14 protein-coding genes are annotated in these 18,652 nt (G+C 73.5%); 5 read left to right on the plus strand and 9 right to left on the minus strand.

The annotated features are described in order from the left end of the window. Positions 1–53: 53 nt before the first annotated feature. The 6 genes from BXA10_RS17255 to BXA10_RS17280 all read right to left on the minus strand — a co-directional run bounded on the left by BXA10_RS17255 (position 54) and on the right by BXA10_RS17280 (position 8,789). Positions 54–911 carry a spermidine synthase gene (locus tag BXA10_RS17255; protein ID WP_076471409.1) on the minus strand — a complete coding sequence of 286 codons (858 nt, stop codon included), beginning with the start codon at positions 909–911 and terminating at the stop codon, positions 54–56. Positions 912–1,393: 482 nt separating this feature from the next. After that, the gene (locus BXA10_RS17260) at positions 1,394–2,368 is read right to left on the minus strand and encodes a hypothetical protein (RefSeq protein WP_076471410.1); all 975 of its coding nucleotides are present in this window, start codon (positions 2,366–2,368) and stop codon (positions 1,394–1,396) included. After that, positions 2,365–4,839, minus strand: a complete 2,475-nt coding sequence (locus BXA10_RS17265) for an AAA family ATPase (RefSeq protein ID WP_076471411.1) — start codon at positions 4,837–4,839, stop codon at positions 2,365–2,367. Before BXA10_RS17265 ends, BXA10_RS17260 begins: the two co-directional genes overlap by 4 nt. Further along, positions 4,839–5,987: an exonuclease SbcCD subunit D gene (locus tag BXA10_RS17270; protein WP_076471412.1), complete on the minus strand. Its 1,149-nt coding sequence runs from the start codon at positions 5,985–5,987 to the stop codon at positions 4,839–4,841. Before BXA10_RS17270 ends, BXA10_RS17265 begins: the two co-directional genes overlap by 1 nt. Positions 5,988–5,995: 8 nt before the next feature. After that, positions 5,996–7,747: an ATP-binding protein gene (locus BXA10_RS17275; RefSeq protein ID WP_076471413.1), complete on the minus strand. Its 1,752-nt coding sequence runs from the start codon at positions 7,745–7,747 to the stop codon at positions 5,996–5,998. Between the two features lie 256 nt (positions 7,748–8,003). After that, a complete protein-coding gene (locus BXA10_RS17280; RefSeq protein ID WP_076471414.1) occupies positions 8,004–8,789 on the minus strand; it encodes a pyrimidine reductase family protein in 786 nt (261 codons plus the stop codon). A 149-nt stretch (positions 8,790–8,938) separates the two neighbouring features. On the opposite strand from BXA10_RS17280, the gene BXA10_RS17285 reads away from it, so the two are divergent. The 3 genes from BXA10_RS17285 (at position 8,939) to BXA10_RS17295 (ending at position 12,316) form a co-directional block, all read left to right on the plus strand. Further along, complete coding sequence (locus tag BXA10_RS17285) at positions 8,939–9,484, plus strand: plasmid pRiA4b ORF-3 family protein (RefSeq protein WP_076471415.1); 546 nt, start codon at positions 8,939–8,941, stop codon at positions 9,482–9,484. A gap of 294 nt (positions 9,485–9,778) precedes the next feature. Then, a complete protein-coding gene (locus BXA10_RS17290) occupies positions 9,779–11,068 on the plus strand; it encodes an ABC transporter substrate-binding protein (RefSeq protein ID WP_076471416.1) in 1,290 nt (429 codons plus the stop codon). A gap of 201 nt (positions 11,069–11,269) precedes the next feature. Continuing rightward, positions 11,270–12,316 (plus strand): LacI family DNA-binding transcriptional regulator, encoded by a 1,047-nt coding sequence (locus BXA10_RS17295; protein ID WP_076471417.1) that lies wholly within the window; start codon positions 11,270–11,272, stop codon positions 12,314–12,316. A 29-nt stretch (positions 12,317–12,345) separates the two neighbouring features. On the opposite strand, the gene BXA10_RS17300 is transcribed toward BXA10_RS17295, so the two are convergent. Both BXA10_RS17300 and BXA10_RS17305 read right to left on the minus strand, forming a co-directional pair. Further along, positions 12,346–13,572: an acyl-CoA dehydrogenase family protein gene (locus tag BXA10_RS17300; protein ID WP_076471418.1), complete on the minus strand. Its 1,227-nt coding sequence runs from the start codon at positions 13,570–13,572 to the stop codon at positions 12,346–12,348. Next, positions 13,572–14,609: a phosphotransferase family protein gene (locus tag BXA10_RS17305; RefSeq protein WP_076471419.1), complete on the minus strand. Its 1,038-nt coding sequence runs from the start codon at positions 14,607–14,609 to the stop codon at positions 13,572–13,574. Before BXA10_RS17305 ends, BXA10_RS17300 begins: the two co-directional genes overlap by 1 nt. A gap of 150 nt (positions 14,610–14,759) precedes the next feature. On the opposite strand from BXA10_RS17305, the gene BXA10_RS17310 reads away from it, so the two are divergent. Both BXA10_RS17310 and BXA10_RS17315 read left to right on the plus strand, forming a co-directional pair. Next, positions 14,760–15,455: an ACT domain-containing protein gene (locus tag BXA10_RS17310; protein ID WP_076471420.1), complete on the plus strand. Its 696-nt coding sequence runs from the start codon at positions 14,760–14,762 to the stop codon at positions 15,453–15,455. 516 nt (positions 15,456–15,971) lie between these two features. Beyond that, entirely contained in the window at positions 15,972–17,021 is a 1,050-nt protein-coding gene (locus tag BXA10_RS17315; RefSeq protein WP_076471421.1) for a GNAT family N-acetyltransferase, read from the plus strand. A 60-nt stretch (positions 17,022–17,081) separates the two neighbouring features. Here BXA10_RS17315 and BXA10_RS17320 read toward each other — a convergent pair whose 3' ends face one another. Then, entirely contained in the window at positions 17,082–18,647 is a 1,566-nt protein-coding gene (locus BXA10_RS17320; protein ID WP_076471422.1) for an aldehyde dehydrogenase family protein, read from the minus strand. Positions 18,648–18,652 lie beyond the last annotated feature (5 nt).

Here is an 18,652-nt window from a genome sequence, read left to right on the forward strand (position 1 = left end):
GGCAGGCCGATGTGTCCGGCGTCCCCCCGGCTGAGGTGGGCTCGCCCCGGTGCTCAGCTGCCGATGGCGAAGAGCCCCGGTGGAGGCGGGGTGGAGTCGGTGGCGTCGGCGTCATGCACGACGGCCGCCCCGCCGGCGAACCGGTCGAGGTCATCACCGGCGACGACGCGCCCCGGGAACCAGTCGCCGGCGGCCCGGCGGGTCAGCTCCGGCACCGGCGGCTCGACGCGCCCCGCCATCAGCACCAGGTTGCCGTACCGGCGACCACGCAGCACGGCGGCGTCGCCGATCAGGGCGGCCCGCGGGAGCACCGAGCGGACCGTGGCGACCTGCCGGCGGGCGTGCCGCAGGGGCGGACCGTCGGCCAGGTTCGCCAGGTACCAGCCGCCCGGCACGAGCACCCGGGCCACCTCGGCCGCGTACTCGACAGACGTCAGGTGCGCCGGGGTGCGGGCACCCGCGAAGACGTCGGCGACGATCACGTCGTAGCTGCCGTCCCGGCTGCCGGCGAGCACCTCCCGCGCGTCAGCCACCCGCACCCGCAGCCGGGGATCAGGTGGTAGGGGCAGCACCCGACGGACCAGCTCCACCAGAGGCCCGTCTACCTCGGCCACCCGCTGCGTCGAACCCGGACGGGTCGCGGAGACGTACCGGGGCAGGCTGAGCGCCCCACCGCCGAGGTGGAGCAGCCGCAGCGGGGTGCCGGCGGGTGCCATCAGGTCTATCGCCGTGGCCAGACGGCGGACGTACTCGAACTCCAGGTGGGTGGGGTCGGTCAGGTCGACGTGCGACTGCGGGGCCCCGTCCAGCAGCAGGGTCCACGAGCCGGCGCGGTCCCGGTCCGGGACCAGTTCCGCCCGGCCGGTCCCCACCTGCTCGACCACCCGGCCGTCGGCCCGCTTCCGCCCCACGGCACCAGTATCCCCGCCGCCCTCGTACCCTCGATCACCGCCGGCACGGCGACGTCCTGACGCCGACCGCGTTCGCCGGTCGCGGCTCCGGCGCGACGCTTCGTCGCTGGCTGTGCGGAGAGTGACGGTCCCGCTCGGCCGCCGCCCCCCTTCGTGTCCCCTTTGCTCTGCACCCTCATACGCACCGGTTACTGGATGTAGCTGGCGCGTATAGGGGTGCAGAGCAAAGGGCGGGGTGGCGGGTTCGGCGTTCCGCGCGGTCGATCGGATAAACCGCAGCTGGCGGGGGTGATGCCTGATCGGCGGCGATGCGAACAGGTGGTGTGGTCATGCCGTCGGTCACGGTCCGTAGCAGCGCCGGGCGACAGAGGGTCGATTACGGCTGGTGACGGTAGCAGTCGGCAGTCGGCTCCGCGGCCCGGATGGCCGCGCCGTCGAGTCGGGTCCTGCCGGGACGGCGCCGTGAGCCGCCCGGCCGCAGGTCAGCGGCGGGTGGCGCCGGTGCGGGCCGCGGCGGTGAGCGCCCGATGCAGCAGCCGGGAGTCGCCGAGCAGGGCGCGCAGTCGCCGCTCCAGGCCCGCGATCGGGATCAGGTTCTGCGGTGCCCGCGGATCCTTGTAGGGGGTCGAGGCGAACCGGGGAAGCGTGACCAGGGAGAGGTCGGCCAGCTCGATCGCCTCGGAGATCTCGAGATCGGGGGAGCACTCCACCCGGACGATGCCCGCCCACGGGGCGCCGGCCATGACCGGCAGGCGCAGATACCAGGACCAACCGCCCCAGGCGGTGCCGACACGGAACACCGGCGAGCGCTGCCCGGCGGCCAGGCCGGTCACCACCGCGGTCAGCCGGGCGTCGAGGTACTGGCTGTGCTGCGTCTTGATGTAGCCGAGGGTGCGCGGCAGGTTACGGCGGCTGCGCAGCGGCCCGTCGACCACCAGCAGATCCCCGTCGCTGCGGGCCGCGTCGGAGACCGCCACCTCGAGTGCGGTCAGCGGCGCCTGCACGGCCGCCGGCAGCTTGGCCAGCTCCCCGGTGCCGCTGACCCGGTGGACCGGGTACCGGATCGAGCCGGCCACCACGTCCTCCGCCGACGGGCTCGCCGTGAACAGGCCCCGACCGACCCGGGTACCCGCCAGCTGCGCCGCACCCCGGTCCAGGTCGCACCGGACCACGCCGGCCGCGTACGACGCCGCCACGCCCGGAAAGGAACCACCGTCGGCCTCGGCCGTCCAGAGGCTGGCATCGATGCGGCGTACCCCGTCGACGAGCAGCACCACGTCGGGCGCGCGCACCCCGGCGCGTACGTCGATCGCCCGCCAGTCCACCGCCGGCAGTTCCGCGTCCGTCTCGACCTGGGCACTGCTCGGTGCGGCCGGACCCGTCGCCGAGGCCTCGAAGGAAGCGCCGTACGACGGGTCCCACGTGTCGACGTAGAACCGGCCGCCGGGCGACGTCACCGGCCGGTCCGTTCCACCCGGGCGGAGCGGGCGTCCTTGCGGACCTCGAACCGCACCGGTATCCGCTCGGCCAGCGCCGGCACGTGGGTGACCACCCCGACCATCCGGTCACCCTTGGCGGCCAGATTCTCCAGCGTGGCGGCGACGGTGTCGAGGGTCGCCGCGTCGAGGGTGCCGAAGCCCTCGTCCAGCACGATCGACTCCAGGCTCGCGGCGGTGGTGGAGAGGCCGGCGAGCTGCTCGGAGAGCGCCAGCGCCAGCGCCAGTGACGCCTGGAACGTCTCGCCGCCGGAGAGGGTGCGTACGCCCCGGCGCAGCCCGGCGTCGTAGTGGTCGACGACGAAGAACTCACCCTTGTCGTGGACCAGGTCGTACTGGCCACCGGAGAGCTCCCGCAGGATCCGCGACGCCCCGTCGACCAACAGGTCCAGCGCCTCGGCCAGCAGCCACCGTTCGAAGTTGTTGGCCCGCAGGTGCCCGGCGAGGGCTCGCGCCACCTGAGCCTGTCGCTCGTGTCCGGCCCGCTGCTCGCGCAGCTCGGCGGCCTGCTCGCGGCGCTCCAGCAACCGGCGCCGGTCCGCTTCGGCCCGCTCGACAGCGACCGCGGCGACGCGGACCGGATCGTCGGCGGCGGGCAGGCCGCCGCCGGCGAGGACAGCGGCGATCCGCTCCGTCACCGCGGTCGCCGCCGCCTCCGCCTCGGCGACCGCCGCCGCGAGCCCCTCCCGCTCCGCCGCGCGCCTCCGCGCCTCCGCGCCGGCCCACTCGGTAAGCGCCGCCCACGCCCCGGCCACGTCGTCCCGGTCGGCGGCCGGAGGGCCGAAGCGTGCCAGCCCGTCCCGCGTGCCGTCGAAACCTCGCCAGGCCGCCCGCAGCCGCTCCTCGGCGGAGTCCACCGCGCCACGCGCCCGGCGAGCCGCCTCCCGCCCGGCCCGAACCGCGGCGCCCGCCTCGTCCAGCGCCCGCCGGAGCCGGGCGTGCTCGGCCAGCTGCTCCCGCAGCGCCTCCGCACCGGCGGCCCCGGCGAGCTGCCCGTCCAGTTCGGCGAGCCGGGCGTCCAGGTGTTCCTGCCCGGCCCGAGCCTGCACCAGCACCCGATCCAGCTCGCGTGCCGCCGCGTCGCGCTCCTGCACGACCCGCTTCGCCGCGTCGCTCGCCGCCCGCGCCGCCTTGCCCGCCTCCACCGCGCGGGCCACCGCCGATCCGGCGGGCACCGCCGGCACACCGGCGACCACCTGCTCGCAGACCGGGCAGGGCTCGCCGTCGACCAGGTGCGCCCGCAGCGCCATCGCCTGGTCGGTGGCCTTCGCCTCCTCGTGGGCCAGGAAGGCCGCAGCCAGCTCCTGCTCCGCCCGTTCCGCCGCCGCCCGCGCCTCGGCCAGCGCCCGCACGGCCGCGTCATGCTCGGCGTCGGCCGCGGCCAACGCCGCGCGTACCGTCTCGGCCTGCCCGGTCAGCTTCTCCCGCTCGGCGTACGCGGTCAGTCGCACCCGCAGCGCGCTCTCGTCACCGGCGGCGGCCAGCTCCCCGCGGAGCTTCTCCTCGCGCTCCTCGGCGAGCGAAACGGCGTCGACGGCCGCCTCGGCGTCGGCGCGCGCGGCCGTCACCGCCCGGGCCACCTCGGCCACCCCGTCCGGCGCCCGGACCGCGCCGAGCACGCTCAGCTCGCCGTCGAGCGCGTCGAGCGCCGCCGTCGCCTCCCGCGCCGAGGCTCGGGCCGCCTCCAACTCGGGTACGGCCGCGGCCACCGCCGCGGCCAGCTCGCGCATCCGGTCGACCTGGGCGGTGGCCCGGTCGAGCGTGTCGTCGTCCACGTCGGTGAGCCCGGCCAGCAGCTGGTCGACCGCCTCCAGCTTCGCCTCGGCCTGCGCGGCCCGGCCGGTGGCGCGTTTCTGCACCGCCTCGTAGACACCGAGGTCGAGCAGGTTGACCAGGATCTGCTGGCGGGTGGCCGGCCTGGCGTGCAGGAAGTCGGCGAACTGCCCCTGGGGCAGCACCACGCAGCTGGTGAACTGCTCGTACGGCAGCCCGACCGCCTCCAGCACCGCCTCGTCCATCTCGGCCGGCGTGCCGGCCACGACCTCGCCCAGGTCCTCCGGGGCGAGACCGGTGTCCAGCTTTGTCACGTCGAACCCGGGCGGCATCAGCTGCAACCCGGCGTTCGCCGTCTTCACGTTGCCCCGGCTGTCCCGCCGGACCACCCGGGTGGCCACGTAACGGGCCCCGGCGGACTCGAACACCAGGCGTACCCGCGCCTCGGTCGTCGACGGGGCGAGCGCGTTGGCGAGGCCACGCGTGCCACCCCAGCGCGGCACGGTGCCGTAGAGGGCGAAACAGATCGCGTCCAGCACCGTCGACTTGCCGGAGCCGGTCGGGCCGACCAGCGCGAAGAAGTCCGCGTCGGTGAAGTCGACGGTGGTCTCGTCCCGGAAGACGGTGAAGCCCGCCATGTCCAGCCGGATCGGTCGCATCAGTGGTCGACCTCCTCGAGCAGTTCGTCGAAGAGTTCCTGAACGCCGTCGTCGGCGTGCCCGCGGCTGCTCAGGTAGTCGCCGAACAGCTCCCGTGGGGAGCGGCCGGAACGTTGGGCGACCCGGGCGCCACTGCCCGGCGCCGGCACCAGCTCGGGGTCGATGCGGATCTCCAGCGCCCGCGGCAGCAGCTCCTGCACCTCCTCGCGCAGCCCGGCCCGGGGCTGTTCACGTACGTACACCCGCAGCCAGGCGTCCGGCTGCTCGAGCTCGGCGAGCTGGGCGAGGGTGCCCCGCACGGTGCGCAGCGCCGCCGCCGCCGTCACGGGAACCTCCCGTACGCGGGCGGCCGTGTCGGCGGTGACCTCGACGATCGTCACGGAGGGGACGTTCTCCTGTTCGCCGAAGTCCACCGCCAGCGGGCTGCCGCAGTAGCGGACCGGGCACGGGCCGTCGATCCGCTGGGCGCGGTGCAGGTGCCCCAGCGCGACGTAGTGCGCGGTCGCCGGGAACACGGTCGCGGGGACCGCGTAGCCGAGCACGGTGTGCGCGTCCCGCTCGCCACCGCCGGCGGCGGCCCCGGTGACCGTCAGGTGCGCGGTGACCAGGTGTACCCGGTCCGGCTCGGTGAAGCTCTCGGTGAGCCGGCCCAGCACCCGGCGCAGGTGGTCGGCGTACGTCTGGTTGGCCTCGGCCGCGGTGAGTTCGTACATCTCGACGGCGCGGACCGCGTACCGCTGCGAGAGGAACGGCAACGCGGCCAGCCGCCAGCGTTCCCCGCCGGCGGTGGTGCCGTCGATGACGTGCTCGTCGGGGTTCTCCCGGACGCTGCCGCGCAGCGTGACGCCGGCCGCCTCGGCCCACGGACGCAGCGCGTCGAGCGCGGCGCCGTTGTCGTGGTTGCCACCGATCGCTACCACGTCCGCGCCGATGCGGCGCAACGCGGTCAGCGCCCGGGTCACCAGGCGGGTGGCCTCCGGCGTCGGCGCGGCCGTGTCGTAGAGGTCGCCGGCGACGATGACGAGGTCGGGCTGCTCCGCACGGGCGATGTCGATCACGCCGGCGAGCACCGACTTGTGCTCCTCGGCCCGCGACCGCCCCTTGAGGACCTTGCCGACGTGCCAGTCCGAGGTGTGCAGAATCTTCACCAGGCCCCCTAGAACGGGATGTCGTCGTCGGTGCCGCCGGCCGAGCCCACCACCGCGAACGGATCCGCGCTCTGGGTGATCGAGCGCAGTGTCTGCGACGGTGCCCGGCCCGCCTCGCTGACCCGGGTCGCCCAGGCCGGGAACGGGAAATCTAGGCAGAGCGGCACCGGGATGTCCGGCTGGTTGACGAACATGGTCCCGGGCTTGGCGAGCAGCGCGCGCTGCCGTTGGGCCGGGGGCAGGAAGCCGTACTCGGGGCGGGACGCCTCGGCCGGGTCGAGCCGGCCGACCACCCGGATCGCCGAGTTGGTGACGATCCGCCGTTCCACCTCGCTCGCCGTCTGCTGGGCGCCGACCAGGACCACGCCGAGCGACCGGCCCCGCTCGGCGATGTCGAGCAGCACCTCCTTGATCGGCGATGAGCCCTCGCGGGGGGCGTACTTGTTGAGCTCGTCGAGCACCACGAAGAGCAGCGGCTTGGCGGTGCCGGCCTTCTCCTTGCGCTCGAACTCGCTGCGCAGCGTCACGCCGACGACGAACCGCTGCGCCCGGTCGGGCAGGTTGTGCAGGTCGACGACGGTGACCTGGGCGCTCTCCGCGGTGTTGATGCTGTGCGGGCGGCGGGTGGCGAGGTCGCCCCGGATCAACCGGCCGAGGTCCTTCTTGCTGCCGATGAGGCGGCGGGCGAAGGCGTTGACGGTGCCCAGGCCGACGGCGCTGCCGGCCCACTCCGAGCGGGTCTCGTCGTCGTTGAGCCGCTCGACGATGTGGTCGACCAGGTCGGCGTAGCCGCCGAGGCGGACCCCGTCGATGCTCACCCCGCCGTCGGCGGGCTGGGCGTAGCGGGCCAGGTGGGCGGTGACCGAGTGGACCACCATCGTGTACTGCTGGCGTTCGTCGTCGGCGTCGGCGAAGACGTACGGCAGGAGCCGGTCGGCGCAGAACTCGCTGAGCGTCCAGTAGAAGCTGTCGACCCCGGTGAGCCGGCTGCTCACGTCGGGCGTGCCGGAGGAGTCGCCGACCCGGGGCGGGGCGTACACGCGTACGTCGGGGAAGGCGCCGGCGTCGAGGCCGAGCCGCGCGTAGGCCGCCCGGGTGTCGTCGTCCAGCCGGGCGTTGGGGTGGTCGAGGAAGAGCAGATCCTCACCCTTGACGTTGAAGATGAGCGCCTTGGCGTTGACGGCGTCACCACCCAGCACGCCCGAACGGAAGACCGAGTAGAGCAGGAAGGTGGCGAAACTGGTCTTGGTGGCCACACCGGAGATGCCGGAGATCGAGACGTGCGCGCCGCGGGTGCCGTCGAGGAAGTCGGCGTTGAGGTAGACCGGCACGCCGTCGCGGCCCATCCCCATCGGGATGCGGCGTTCCATCCGGTCGAAGTGCAACGCGCGGGCGCGGGCGTCGCCCTCGGCCCGGTGCACCACCGCGCCGGGGGTCGGTGGCACGTAGAACTCCGGATCGACCCGGGTGGTGGTGACCTCGGCGGCCTCCTGCACCTGGGCGGGGAGGGTGCCGTCGGCGATGGCGAAGACGTCGGAGTCGAACTGCGCGCCCTCGTGGCGGGCCCGTACCTGGGTGACCACGCCGGCGATGGTCACCGGCTCGCGGTCGGGCAGCTCCCGCCGGGTCACCACCACGTCGTCGAGCTGGAGGTAGCTGCCGGGGGAGACGGCCGTCCAGAACTGCAGCGGGGTGGCGTCGGCGGTGCCGAGCACCCGGCCGACCCCCTCGACCGGGGCGTCGAACCCGTCATCGCTCATCGGGCAACTCCGCTCGGTCGGTCATCGCGGTCGGCACACACGTGGTGCATCCTGCCCGAGGAGTACGACAGGTTGCCACGCGACGCGGCGGACGCCACGCCGGTCCGCGCCCCGCCCAGCGGAGCGTCACGACGGCACCACCATCCGTGCCCGCTGCTCGCGCCGCCGCCCCGGCCCGCCCCGGTCAGGTGATCATGAGGTTGGCGCGGCCTCGATCTCCGGAAGCGCCGTCAACCTCATGATCGATCGACCGGCGTCACCGGGTGGCAGGGCGCGGAGCCTCGGGCGGTGGGGGCTGGTCGCGGGCGTAGCGCAGGAGGAGGGTGCCGTCCTCGGCGGCGAGCGCGTGCCGCAGCGGCAGCCGCCGGGGCGGACTGGGAGGGCCGGCGGTGATCCGGCCGGGGCCTGCGCCGGCCAGCAGCGGAGTGACGGTGAGGCAGAGCTCGTCGACCAGGTCGGCGGCGGTGAGCGCGCCGAACAGTTGCGGACCGCCCTCGCAGAGCAACTGGTCGAGGCCGCGCCGGCGCAGCTCGGCCAGGCCCGCGGCGAGGTCGACCCGGCCGGTGCCGCAGGGGATGAGTTCGGCCACCTCGGTCAGCCCCGGTGGCGGCGCGGCCTCGGCGCGCGTGAGCACCAGCGGCCGTACCGGCGCGTCGGCGAACGCGGCCTGGGCGGGGTCGAGGTCGAGCGAGCCGGAGACGACCACCAGCGTCGGGTACTCGGGCAGGCCCCGCTCCCGCCGCCAGGCCCGCCGGCGCTCGTCCAGCCGTAGCGCCCGGTAGCCCTCGTGCCGCAGCGTGCCGGCGGCCACCAGCAGCGCGTCGCAGAGCATCCGGAGCAGGCCGAAGACGCGCTTGTCCGGCTCCCCCGAGAGACCGGCCGAGTAGCCGTCCACGCTCACCGCGCCATCGAGGCTCGACACGAAGTTCACCCGCAGGTGTGGCCGGTCGGCCCGGGCGTAGAGCTCGGTCAGCGTGGCGTCGGTGAGCGACTCCGCCGGAGGTACGGGCCAGATTCGACCGATCGGGATTCCGACGGTCATTCGCTGGCCGGACCGCTGACCGGAGGGGTGGGTCGGGGGGTACGGTGCTGGCAGTCGCACCAGTTCCGCCCCGGACAGTCGTCGTGCCGTCTCGCTCGGCACGCTCGGCAGATCATGCTCGCAGCCTATGCCGAGGAGGAGGGAACAGCATGTCGCGCCAGATCTTCCAGCTGAGGATTTCTCTGAGCGGGGTCCGTCCGCCGGTCTGGCGCCGGGTGCTCGTGCCGGCCGGCTACACCCTGGACCGGCTGCACCGGGTGATCCAGCACTCGATGGGGTGGCGCGACTGCCGTCTGCACTCGTTCGAGATCGACGGCCTCCAGTACGGCGAACCCGACCCGGACGGCGAGCTGGCGCTCGATGACGAGCTGGACGTACGCCTGGACGAGGTGCTCGGCAAGGGCAGCCGGTTCCAGTACACCTACGACTTCGGCGACTGGTGGGAGCACGACCTCGTCATCGAGGACGCGCTGACCGCCGATCCGGAGGAGCGTTACCCGGCCTGCGTCGACGGGGAGCGGGCGTGCCCACCGGAGGGCGTCGGTGGTGTCGCCGGCTACCAACTGCTGCTCGCCGCGCTGGCCGATCCGGCGCACCCCGAGCACGCGTCGATGCGGGAGTGGGCGGGGGAGTCGTTCGACCCGGTGGCCTTCGACGCCGGGCGTGCCGGCACGCTGCTCCGCCGCTTCTGCTGACACTCGGGCCATCGAGCCGCGGCGGCCTCCCCGATGGAGACCCGTGGATCCGGGCCGGCTCCTGCCCGCCCGCGGGCACTGAGCAGCCGGTCCCAGCGGGCACGGTAACGTTTGTTGGAACGCTCCCACCCGGGTATTGACACACCTGAAATTCGTCAGCACGCTCGCTGGGAGCGCTCCATTGGTGGCTCGGTCCTGTCGCGACCGCCGGCGTCGGTCGTCACACCGGTCCGGTGGCCGGATGCCGTTCCGCCACCACCCGTACCCAGCCTCACCACCGAAAGAGGGGTCCCGATGAGCCTCACCATGCGGCGCGTCCGGCTGACGGCCGCCGCCCTGGCCGCGATCACCGCGCTCAGCGGCCTCGTGGCATGTGGCGAGGACGCCGCCGGCGAGAAGCCCGCCAAGCTGGTCGTGGACACGTTCGGTGAGTTCGGCTACGACGAGATCGTCAAGCAGTACGAGAAGGACACCGGCATCAAGGTCGAGCTGCGCAAGACCGCCCAGCTCAACGACTACCGGCCGAAGCTCGTGCAGGCGATCGCCACCGGCGAGGGCGCGGGGGACGTCGTAGCACTCGAGGAGGGCATCCTCAACGAGTTCAAGGTCAACCCGGACAACTGGGTCGACCTCCGCAGGCTGGTCGCCGACCACAGCAACGACTACCTGGCCTGGAAGTACGAGCTGGGCGTCACCCCGAACGGCCGGCTGATGGGTCTGCCCACCGACGTCGGCAGCCTCGCGGTCTGCTACCGCCGGGACCTCTTCGCGGCCGCCGGACTGCCGACCAGGCGGGACAAGGTCGCGGCGCTCTGGCGGGACTGGACGGGGTTCATCGAGACCGGCGAGAAGTACCGCGAGGCGACCGGCAAGGGGATGCTCGATTCGGTCACCACCGCGGCCAGCGCGGTCATGTACCAGAAGGGCGGTGACCTGTTCTACGACGACGGCGACAACATCGTCGCCGAGACCAGCCCGTCGGTGAAGGCCGCCTGGAACACCGCGATCGCCATGGCGGACGCGAAGATCAGCGCCGCGGCGGCCACCTGGTCGCCGGAGTGGTCCAGCGGCTTCAAGACCGGCACCTTCGCCGCGACGCTCTGCCCCTCCTGGATGCTCGGCGTAGTGGCGGAGAACTCCGGACCGAAGAACGCGGGCAAGTGGGACGTGGCGCCGGTACCCGGCGGCGCCGGCAACTGGGGCGGTTCCTGGCTCGGCGTGCCGACGCAGAGCCGGTACCCGAAAGAGGCGGCGAAGCTCGCCGAGTACCTGACCAGCGCCCGCAGCCAGATCGCTGCGTTCAAGCTCAAGGGCCCCTTGCCGACCAACCTGGACGCGCTGCAGAACACCGATTTCACCGGCTACACCAACAAGTACTTCAACAACGCGCCGACCGGGAAGATCTTCGGTGAGAGCGTTCGGCGGATCCAACCCCTGCACCTCGGCCCGAAGCACCAGGCCGTGAAGGAGAACGCCCTGGAGCCGGCGCTGCGCGCGTACGAGAGCGGCGAGGCGACCAAGCAGCAGGCCTGGAGACAGTTCGTCAACGAGGCCAGGATGGAAGGCTCCTTCCGAGGTTGGTGACCCTGTGCGGCGGCCGCCACACGGCTGCTTCGCGCTCCCCGGAGGACATTCCGGGGCCCCGGGACACCCGCCGCACACCGAGGTCATCCCACGGCAACCGTCTGGCCGCACAATAGGCAGGGGCCAGCCACCAACGGACGGCGCGGTGCCCACCCCGATCGGGGTGGGCGCCGGTGCCGTCCTCCGCCGGAGGAGCAGACGATGACAACGCAGCGCACCCGGTCGCTCGGACGGCCGACCCTGGACGCGGTCGCCGCCCGCGCCGGAGTCGGCCGCGGGACGGTCTCCCGCGTGGTCAACGGATCTCCCCAGGTGAGTCCGGAGGCGCGGGCCGCGGTGCAGCAGGCCATCGCCGAGTTGGGGTACGTGCCGAACCGCGCGGCCCGGGCACTGGTCACCCGGCGTACGGACTCCGTGGCGCTGGTCGTCTCCGAGTCCGGGGACCGCATCTTCACCGAGCCGTTCTTCGCGGCCATCGTGCGCGGGATCAGCTCCGCGCTGCTGCAGACGCCGATGCAGCTCTGGCTGGCCATGGCGCAGTCAGCGGTCGAGCGTGAGCGGGTCGAGCACCACCTCACCAACCAGCACGTCGACGGCGTACTGCTGCTCTCCCTGCACGACGCCGACCCGCTTCCCGGCCTGCTCGAGGAGCGGGGTCTGCCCAGCGTGCTCGGCGGCCGGCCGGCCCGGATGCTGCGACCGGGAGCGCGGCCGGCCTGGTTCGTCGACGTGGACAACGTGGGCGGCGCCCGGCAGGCCGTGCAGTACCTCGCCGGTCGCGGGCGACGGCGCATCGCCACGATCGCCGGTCCGCAGGACATGGGCGCCGGCCTGGCCCGGCTGACCGGCTACACCGACGCGATCACGGCGACTCTCGGCGGGCTCGATCCCGGCCTCGTCGCGTACGGCGACTTCAGCGAGGAGAGCGGGGCGGCCGCCATGCGCCGGCTGCTGGAGGTCCGGCCGGACGTCGACGCGGTCTTCGTCGCGTCCGACCTGATGGCGTTCGGCGCGCTGCGCGCGCTGCGCGAGGCGGGCCGCCGGGTGCCGGACGACGTGGCGGTCGTCGGCTTCGACGACGCCCCGATCGCCAGGCAGGCCGACCCGCCGCTCACCACGGTCTTCCAGCCGGTTGAGGAGATGGGGCGGCAGATGGCCCGGTTGCTGGTCGCCCGCATCCGCGGCGACGACCTGCCCGCCCCGCACGTCCTGCTCGACACCCAACTGGTCCACCGCGCCTCCGCCTAACCCCCCCACCCCGGCAGCCCGGGAGGGGGTCAGGCGGGGGTGGGGGTGTGCCAGCGGCGGAGTTCACGTTTGGCCAGGGAGGCGCGGTGCACCTCGTCGGGGCCGTCGGCGAGACGTAGGGTCCGGGCGCCGGCCCAGAGGGCGGCCAGCGGCGTGTCCTGGCTTACGCCGGCCGCACCGTACGCCTGGATGGCCTTGTCGATCACCCACTCGGCCATCGCCGGCGTGGCGATCTTGATGGCCTGGATCTCGGTGTGGGCGCCCTTGTTGCCGACGGTGTCCATCAGCCACGCGGTCTTCAGCACCAGCAGGCGGGCCTGCTCGATGCGGACCCGGGACTCGGCGATCCATTCCCGCACCACGCCCTGCTCGGCGAGGGGCCGGCCGAACGCGACCCGGTCGCTGGCCCGCCGGCAGAGCAGTTCGAGGGCCCGCTCCGCCATGCCGACCAGGCGCATGCAGTGGTGGATCCGCCCCGGGCCGAGCCGGGCCTGGGCGATGGCGAAGCCGCCACCCTCCTCGCCGACCAGGTTCTCCACCGGCACCCGTACGTCGGAGAAGTCGATCTCGGCGTGCCCGCCGTGTGACGCGTCGCTGTAGCCGAACACCCTCATGCCTCGCCGGACGGAGACGCCCGGAGTGTCCCGCGGCACCAGCACCATGCTCTGCTGCCGGTGCCGGTCGGCATCCGGATCGGTCTTGCCCATCACGATGAAGACCGCGCAATGCGGGTCCATCGCCCCCGACGACCACCACTTGCGACCGTTGACGACGTAGTGGTCGCCGTCGCGGACGATCCGGGTGGCGATGTTGGTGGCGTCGGACGAGGCGACCTCCGGTTCGGTCATGCAGAACGCCGAGCGGATCTCCCCCTCCAGTAACGGACCCAGCCAGCGCTCCCGCTGCCGCTCGGAGCCGAACTCGGCCAGCAGCTCCATGTTGCCCGTGTCGGGCGCGGCGCAGTTGAGCGCCTCGGGAGCCAGGTGCGGGCTGCGCCCGGTCAGCTCGGCCAGCGGCGCGTACTGGAGGTTGGTCAGCCCGGCGCCGTAGCGCCGGTCGGGCAGGAAGAGGTTCCACAGCCCGCGCTTGCGCGCCTCGGCCTTCAGCTCGGCCATGACCGGCGGACGCGCCCACGGGTCGCCCGCCTCGGCCACCTGCGCGGCGTGCACCGCCTCGGCCGGGTAGACGTGCTGTTCCAGGAACGCGGTCAGCTCGGCCCGCAGGTGTTCGGTGCGACTGTCGTACGCGAAATCCATCAGCGCTCCCCGGCGGCGGTCAGCCCGTACGCGATCAGCGGCGCCACCATCTCGCCGATCCGGTCGAATCCCTCACCGAGGGTCTGTCCGAGCGTGTGCCGGTAGTGGATGCCCTCGCAGATCACCGCGAGCTTGAAACAGCCCAGCGCGACGTGCCAGTGCAGCGGACCGACGTCGACGCCGCTGCGGTCGGCGTACCGCTCGATCAGTTCGGTGCCGGTCGGGAAACCGGCCCGCGGGCCGAGACCATCGGCGACCGGGTTGCCCTCGGCGGTCTCGCTGCCGCCCAGCACGTCCCAGTAGGTCAGCAACAGCCCCAGGTCCGCGAGGGGGTCACCGAGGGTCGCCATCTCCCAGTCGAGTACGGCGCGGACCGCCACGGGCTCGACGGTGGCGAGGAGATTGTCCAGCCGGTAGTCGCCGTGCACGATCCGTCCGGCGTTGGCGCTCGCCGGCACGGTGGCTGCCAGCCGGTCGCGCAGCTCGTCGACGCCCGGCAGCGGCCGGCTGCGGGACCGCTCCAACTGCCCCGCCCAGCGGCGTACCTGCCGCTCCAGGTAACCCTCGGGACGGCCGAAGTCGGCCAGGCCGACCGCCTCCGGCTCGACCCGGTGCAGTGCGGCGAGGGTGTCCATCATGGCCATCGCGAGATCGCGGCGCCGCCGCCCGCCGAGCGGATCGGTCTGCGCCCGGGTCCGGTAGACCTCGCCGGTGACCCGCTCCATCAGGTAGAACGGCGCGCCGATCACCTCCGGATCGGGGCAGTGCAGCAGCGCGCCCGGCACCGGCACCTCGGTGGGCGCCAGTGCGGAGATCACCCGGAACTCCCGGGCCATGTCGTGCGCGGTGGCCAGCACGTGCCCCAGTGGCGGACGACGCAGCACGAGCTCCCGGTCGCCGACGTGCAGCAGGTAGGTGAGGTTCGACTTCCCGCCGGCGATCAGCCGGGCCCGCGGCGGGCCGGCGGCCAGGTCGGGGCGGTGGCGGGCCAGGTAGTCGGCGAGCCGATCGAGGTCGACACCGGCCGGATCGGTCATCCGATTAGTTGATGGCAGCTCACTCACGTTGTCAAGGTCGGGTTTTGCGTCGGGGACATGCCGCGGCAACAGGGACGAAATGGGCAGTGGTCAGGCTGGAGGCCAGCCTGCCGGCCGTTCACCGCCGGCCCGCCGAGCGGAGAGACGAGCATGTTGCTGCGAGTACGGGTCACCCTTCCGGATCGCCCCGGCACCCTCGGCCAGGTGGCCCGCACGTTGGGCGTGTCCGGGGCGGACATCGTCCAGGTGGTGGTGCTGGAGCGGCTGGGCGGGCGGGCCATCGACGACTTCACCGTCGTCTGGCCGGGCGCGGCGCGCGTCGAGCGGCTGCTGGCCGGGCTTGCGGCGATTCCCGGCGTACGGGTGGACGGGGTGTGGCGGGCGATCGGCGCGCCCACCACCACGGGGCAGGACGCCGAGCTGCTGGCCCAGGTGGCGGCGAACCCGGCCGACGGACTGGCCACCCTGGTCGACGCGGTTCCCGGACTGCTCGCCGCCGACTGGGCGGTGGCCGCGATGGTGCCACTGGACTGGGCGTCCCGCTCCGGAGGCGGCGCGGCGACCGTCGAGCACTCCAGCTGGCGTACGCCCGTAGCACCCGCACTGCCGGAGGTGACCCCGTTGCGGGCCCGCTCGATGTCCTCGCCCGGCGGCACCCACCACGCGGTCGCGCCGTTCGGCCGGGCCGGTCTGGTGCTGGTGGTGGCGCGTGAGCACACCGAACCGCTCACCGCCGCCGCGTTCCACGCCACCGAGGTCGATCGGCTGGCGCAGTTGGTGCGCGCCAGCGGCGTGATCCTCGGCGACCGGCTCGACCTGGTCGGCCAACCCCCGGTGACCGCCTGAGCCGCCGCCGGCAACGCTCGCGCGTCGCCTCGGGGCGACGCTCAGCCGAGGCTCGACCCGCCGCCCCGCGGAGGCTGTCGCTCTGCTCCGCGGAGGCTTTGGAGCTGAATCGTCTGTGACATCACGTGCCGGCGCTGACGCGTCAAGACCCTGCTGGGTGCGTGACTTGATGCGTGCGCGACTCCGACGCGTTCGTGACCCTGATGCGTGCGCGACTCTGATGCGTGCGCGACATCAGCTCCAAAGCGTATGAGTAAGAGGTCGCCGCACGATTGGCCGAGCCCTGCCGTTGCCGTTCTCCCTCCGGTCCGGTCGCGGTCCCGTTCGGCGTGCACCCGCAGTTCCTCGACGGCCTCCGGTCCCGACGGTCTCCGGTCCCGACGGTCTCCGGTCCCGACGGCCGCCGGTCGAGCCGGCGCATGTCGCACGTCACCTCGGGGAGGTGACACGTCACGGCAGAGCAATCGGCCGGCAACAGGCACCGGTGAGGGTGGTACCCGGGGAAGGGAGCCAACCATGACGTTGTGGCGGATCCGAGCCACCGTGGACGACCGGCCGGGCTACCTGTCGGTGCTCACGGCGAGCCTCGCCCTGCGCGGGGTCAACATCCTCGCCGTGCAGGTGCACACCACCGAGCGGGGCGCGGTGGACGACTTCCTCGTCGACGCGCCGGACACGCTCGCCGAGGCCGACCTGGTCGCGGCGGTCGAGCGCGGCCGGGGGCGGGACTGCTGGGTGGCGCGCAGCGAGGCACGCGGCCTCGTCGACCAGCCCACCCGGGTGCTCGGGCTGGCCAACCGGCTGGTCCGCGACCCGGAGGCGGCCGGCGAGACGTTGCGCGCCCTGCTCGCCGCGGACACGGTGACCTGGCGGCCGGAGACGTCGGACGCCATCGCCGGGATCGGGCGCGGCACCATGCTGATCGCCGACCCGGGTGGCGGCTGCTACACACTGTTCCGCGCGGTGCCCGAGTTCACGCCCGCCGAGTACGCCCGTGCCCAGGCGCTGGTCGAGTTGGCGGCCACCGTCGCGCGGCGGGCCGCCGAGCAGGTCACCCTGGTACTGCCCGACGGGGCCGAGGTCTTCGTACGGCCGTCGGTCGCCGATGACCTGCCCGGCGTACGCAACCTGCACGAGCGGTGCTCGGAACGCAGCCGGTACCGGCGCTATCTCGGCGCAGCCGCCGTGCCACCGCCGGCCCGGATACGCCGGCTGCTGGAGCCCGCCCGGGGGCTGACCCTGGTCGCGGTGACCGCGGACGCCACGGCGGAGTCGGTGGTCGCCGTGGCGAACCTGCTCGGCGAGGGGGACGAGGCCGAGGTGGCGGTGCTGGTACGTGACGACTGGCAGCGCCGCGGGCTCGGCTCGGCACTGCTGCGCCGACTGGTGCGTCACGCCGACCGGGCCGGGTACACCGCGCTGGTGCTGCACGTGCCGGCCGGCGACACCGCGATGCTTCGCACCGTGGACCGGCTGAACAGCGCGGTCCGTACCGAGGTCGACGGTGGGATCCTCACGCTCACCCTGCCGCTGACCGCGCCGGCGCCGGCGGCCCGCCGGAGCTGACGAGAAGATCCCGCCTGCCGGCGGTCGACGCCGGCGCCGGCCGGCCGCTGCCGGCCCCGGTCAGGTGGTGGGGTAGCGGCTGTAGTCGGGGAAGTTGCCGTACAGCCGCTCGTCGCCGCCCTGCGTGACGGCCTGCACGAGCAGGTCGCCGCCGACGAACGCCCCCTTCCAGGAGGCGCCCCGGCCGCCGAACGGCTCCTCCCGGTCACCACGTGAGCGGGGCCTGTTGATGCCCACCTTGAACGCCTGGAGATCGACCGCGAGTTTGCCCGCCAACTCCTCGTCGTCGCAGGCGAGCGAGGCGACCAGGGCACCGTTGGACGCGTTCATCTGGGCCAGCAGCTCGTCGGTGGTGTCGACCACGACGATCGTGTCGACCGGCCCGAACGGCTCGGCGTGCATGAGCCGGGACCGGCCGGGCGGGGCCAGCAGCACCGCCGGCGCCACGTACGCGGAGGTGTCCTGCGCGGCCAGGAACGGCGCGCCGTCCAGCTTGCCCCGGTACAGCGGCACGGCACCGCCCCGTACCGACTCGTCCACCTTGCGGCGCAGCTCGTCGGCCTTGGTGGCGCTGATCAGCGGCCCGAAGTCCAGTTCGGGCAGCGCGTCGCCGGGCCGCCAGCTCTCCTCGACCGCGAGGGGATGCCCGAACCGGATCGAGGAAACCACCGGCAGGTACATGCCGAGGAACTCGTCGACCAGGTCGCGCTGCACCACGAACCGGGGGTACGCGGTGCAGCGCTGCTTGCCGTACTCGAAGCCCTTCTTCAGGTGCCCGGCCAGCAGGTCCCACTGGGAGAAGTTCCAGATCCCCCAGGCGTTAAGCCCTTCCTGCTCGATGAAGTGGCGCTTGTCGGAGTCCAGCAGCGCGGCGGCCACCTTCCCGCCATTGGACCGTCCGCCGACGAACGCGACCGCGCCGATCTCCGGTGCCCGCACCAGGACCTCGGAGAGTTCCTCGCCGCCGCCGGAGAGCAACGCCGCGGGCAGCCCGGCCCGGCGCATCAGCGCGTGCGCCACGGTGAGGCAGACCGCGCCGCCCTGGGACGGGGTCTTGGCGATGACCGCGTTGCCGGCCAGCAACTGCACGAGCTCGGCGTGCACGAGCACGCTCATCGGGTAGTTCCATGAGGCGATGTTGCTGACCGGCCCGGGCAACGCCTCCCGGCCACCGGCGAGCATCCGGTCGATCTCACCGACGTACCAGCGGACGCCGTCCAGTGCCCGGTCGACGTCGGCGCACGCGAGCCGCCACGGCTTGCCGATCTCCCAGACCAGCAGCAGGGCGAGCAGGTCGCGGTGCGCGTCGAGCGCGTCCAGCGCCTCGCTGACCCGGGCCTTCCGCTCGGCGAGCGGCGTCTGCGCCCAGGTCCGGTGTGCGGCGGCGGCGTGGCTCACGGCGGCCCGCGCGCTCTCCGCGTCCAGCCTGGCCAGGTTGATCAGGACCGTGTTGTCCACCGGGGTCCGGACCGGGGTGGGTGCGCCGACGCCGCGCCAGTCGCCCTCGATCAGGTTGTGCAGGCTGGACACACCGTCGACCTCGGCGCCGAACGCCTCCGGGACGGCGGCCACCGCACGGGCGAGGGTGTCCGTCCAGGCGGTGCCCTCGGCGAGTCGTAGTGCCATCGCGT

It is taken from the genome of Micromonospora avicenniae (assembly GCF_900156065.1).
Taxonomy (GTDB): domain Bacteria; phylum Actinomycetota; class Actinomycetes; order Mycobacteriales; family Micromonosporaceae; genus Micromonospora; species Micromonospora avicenniae.

What these genes read in the sequence shown, in the direction of transcription:
- BXA10_RS17295 (WP_076471417.1), top strand. Translation starts at nt 11,270, where the DNA reads ATGACAACGCAGCGCACCCGGTCGCTCGGACGGCCGACCCTGGACGCG.
- BXA10_RS17280 (WP_076471414.1), bottom strand. Translation starts at nt 8,789, where the DNA reads ATGACCGTCGGAATCCCGATCGGTCGAATCTGGCCCGTACCTCCGGCG.
- BXA10_RS17300 (WP_076471418.1), bottom strand. Translation starts at nt 13,572, where the DNA reads ATGGATTTCGCGTACGACAGTCGCACCGAACACCTGCGGGCCGAGCTG.
- BXA10_RS17320 (WP_076471422.1), bottom strand. Translation starts at nt 18,647, where the DNA reads ATGGCACTACGACTCGCCGAGGGCACCGCCTGGACGGACACCCTCGCC.
- BXA10_RS17310 (WP_076471420.1), top strand. Translation starts at nt 14,760, where the DNA reads ATGTTGCTGCGAGTACGGGTCACCCTTCCGGATCGCCCCGGCACCCTC.
- BXA10_RS17265 (WP_076471411.1), bottom strand. Translation starts at nt 4,839, where the DNA reads ATGCGACCGATCCGGCTGGACATGGCGGGCTTCACCGTCTTCCGGGAC.
- BXA10_RS17275 (WP_076471413.1), bottom strand. Translation starts at nt 7,747, where the DNA reads ATGAGCGATGACGGGTTCGACGCCCCGGTCGAGGGGGTCGGCCGGGTG.
- BXA10_RS17315 (WP_076471421.1), top strand. Translation starts at nt 15,972, where the DNA reads ATGACGTTGTGGCGGATCCGAGCCACCGTGGACGACCGGCCGGGCTAC.
- BXA10_RS17290 (WP_076471416.1), top strand. Translation starts at nt 9,779, where the DNA reads ATGAGCCTCACCATGCGGCGCGTCCGGCTGACGGCCGCCGCCCTGGCC.
- BXA10_RS17305 (WP_076471419.1), bottom strand. Translation starts at nt 14,609, where the DNA reads ATGACCGATCCGGCCGGTGTCGACCTCGATCGGCTCGCCGACTACCTG.
- BXA10_RS17285 (WP_076471415.1), top strand. Translation starts at nt 8,939, where the DNA reads ATGTCGCGCCAGATCTTCCAGCTGAGGATTTCTCTGAGCGGGGTCCGT.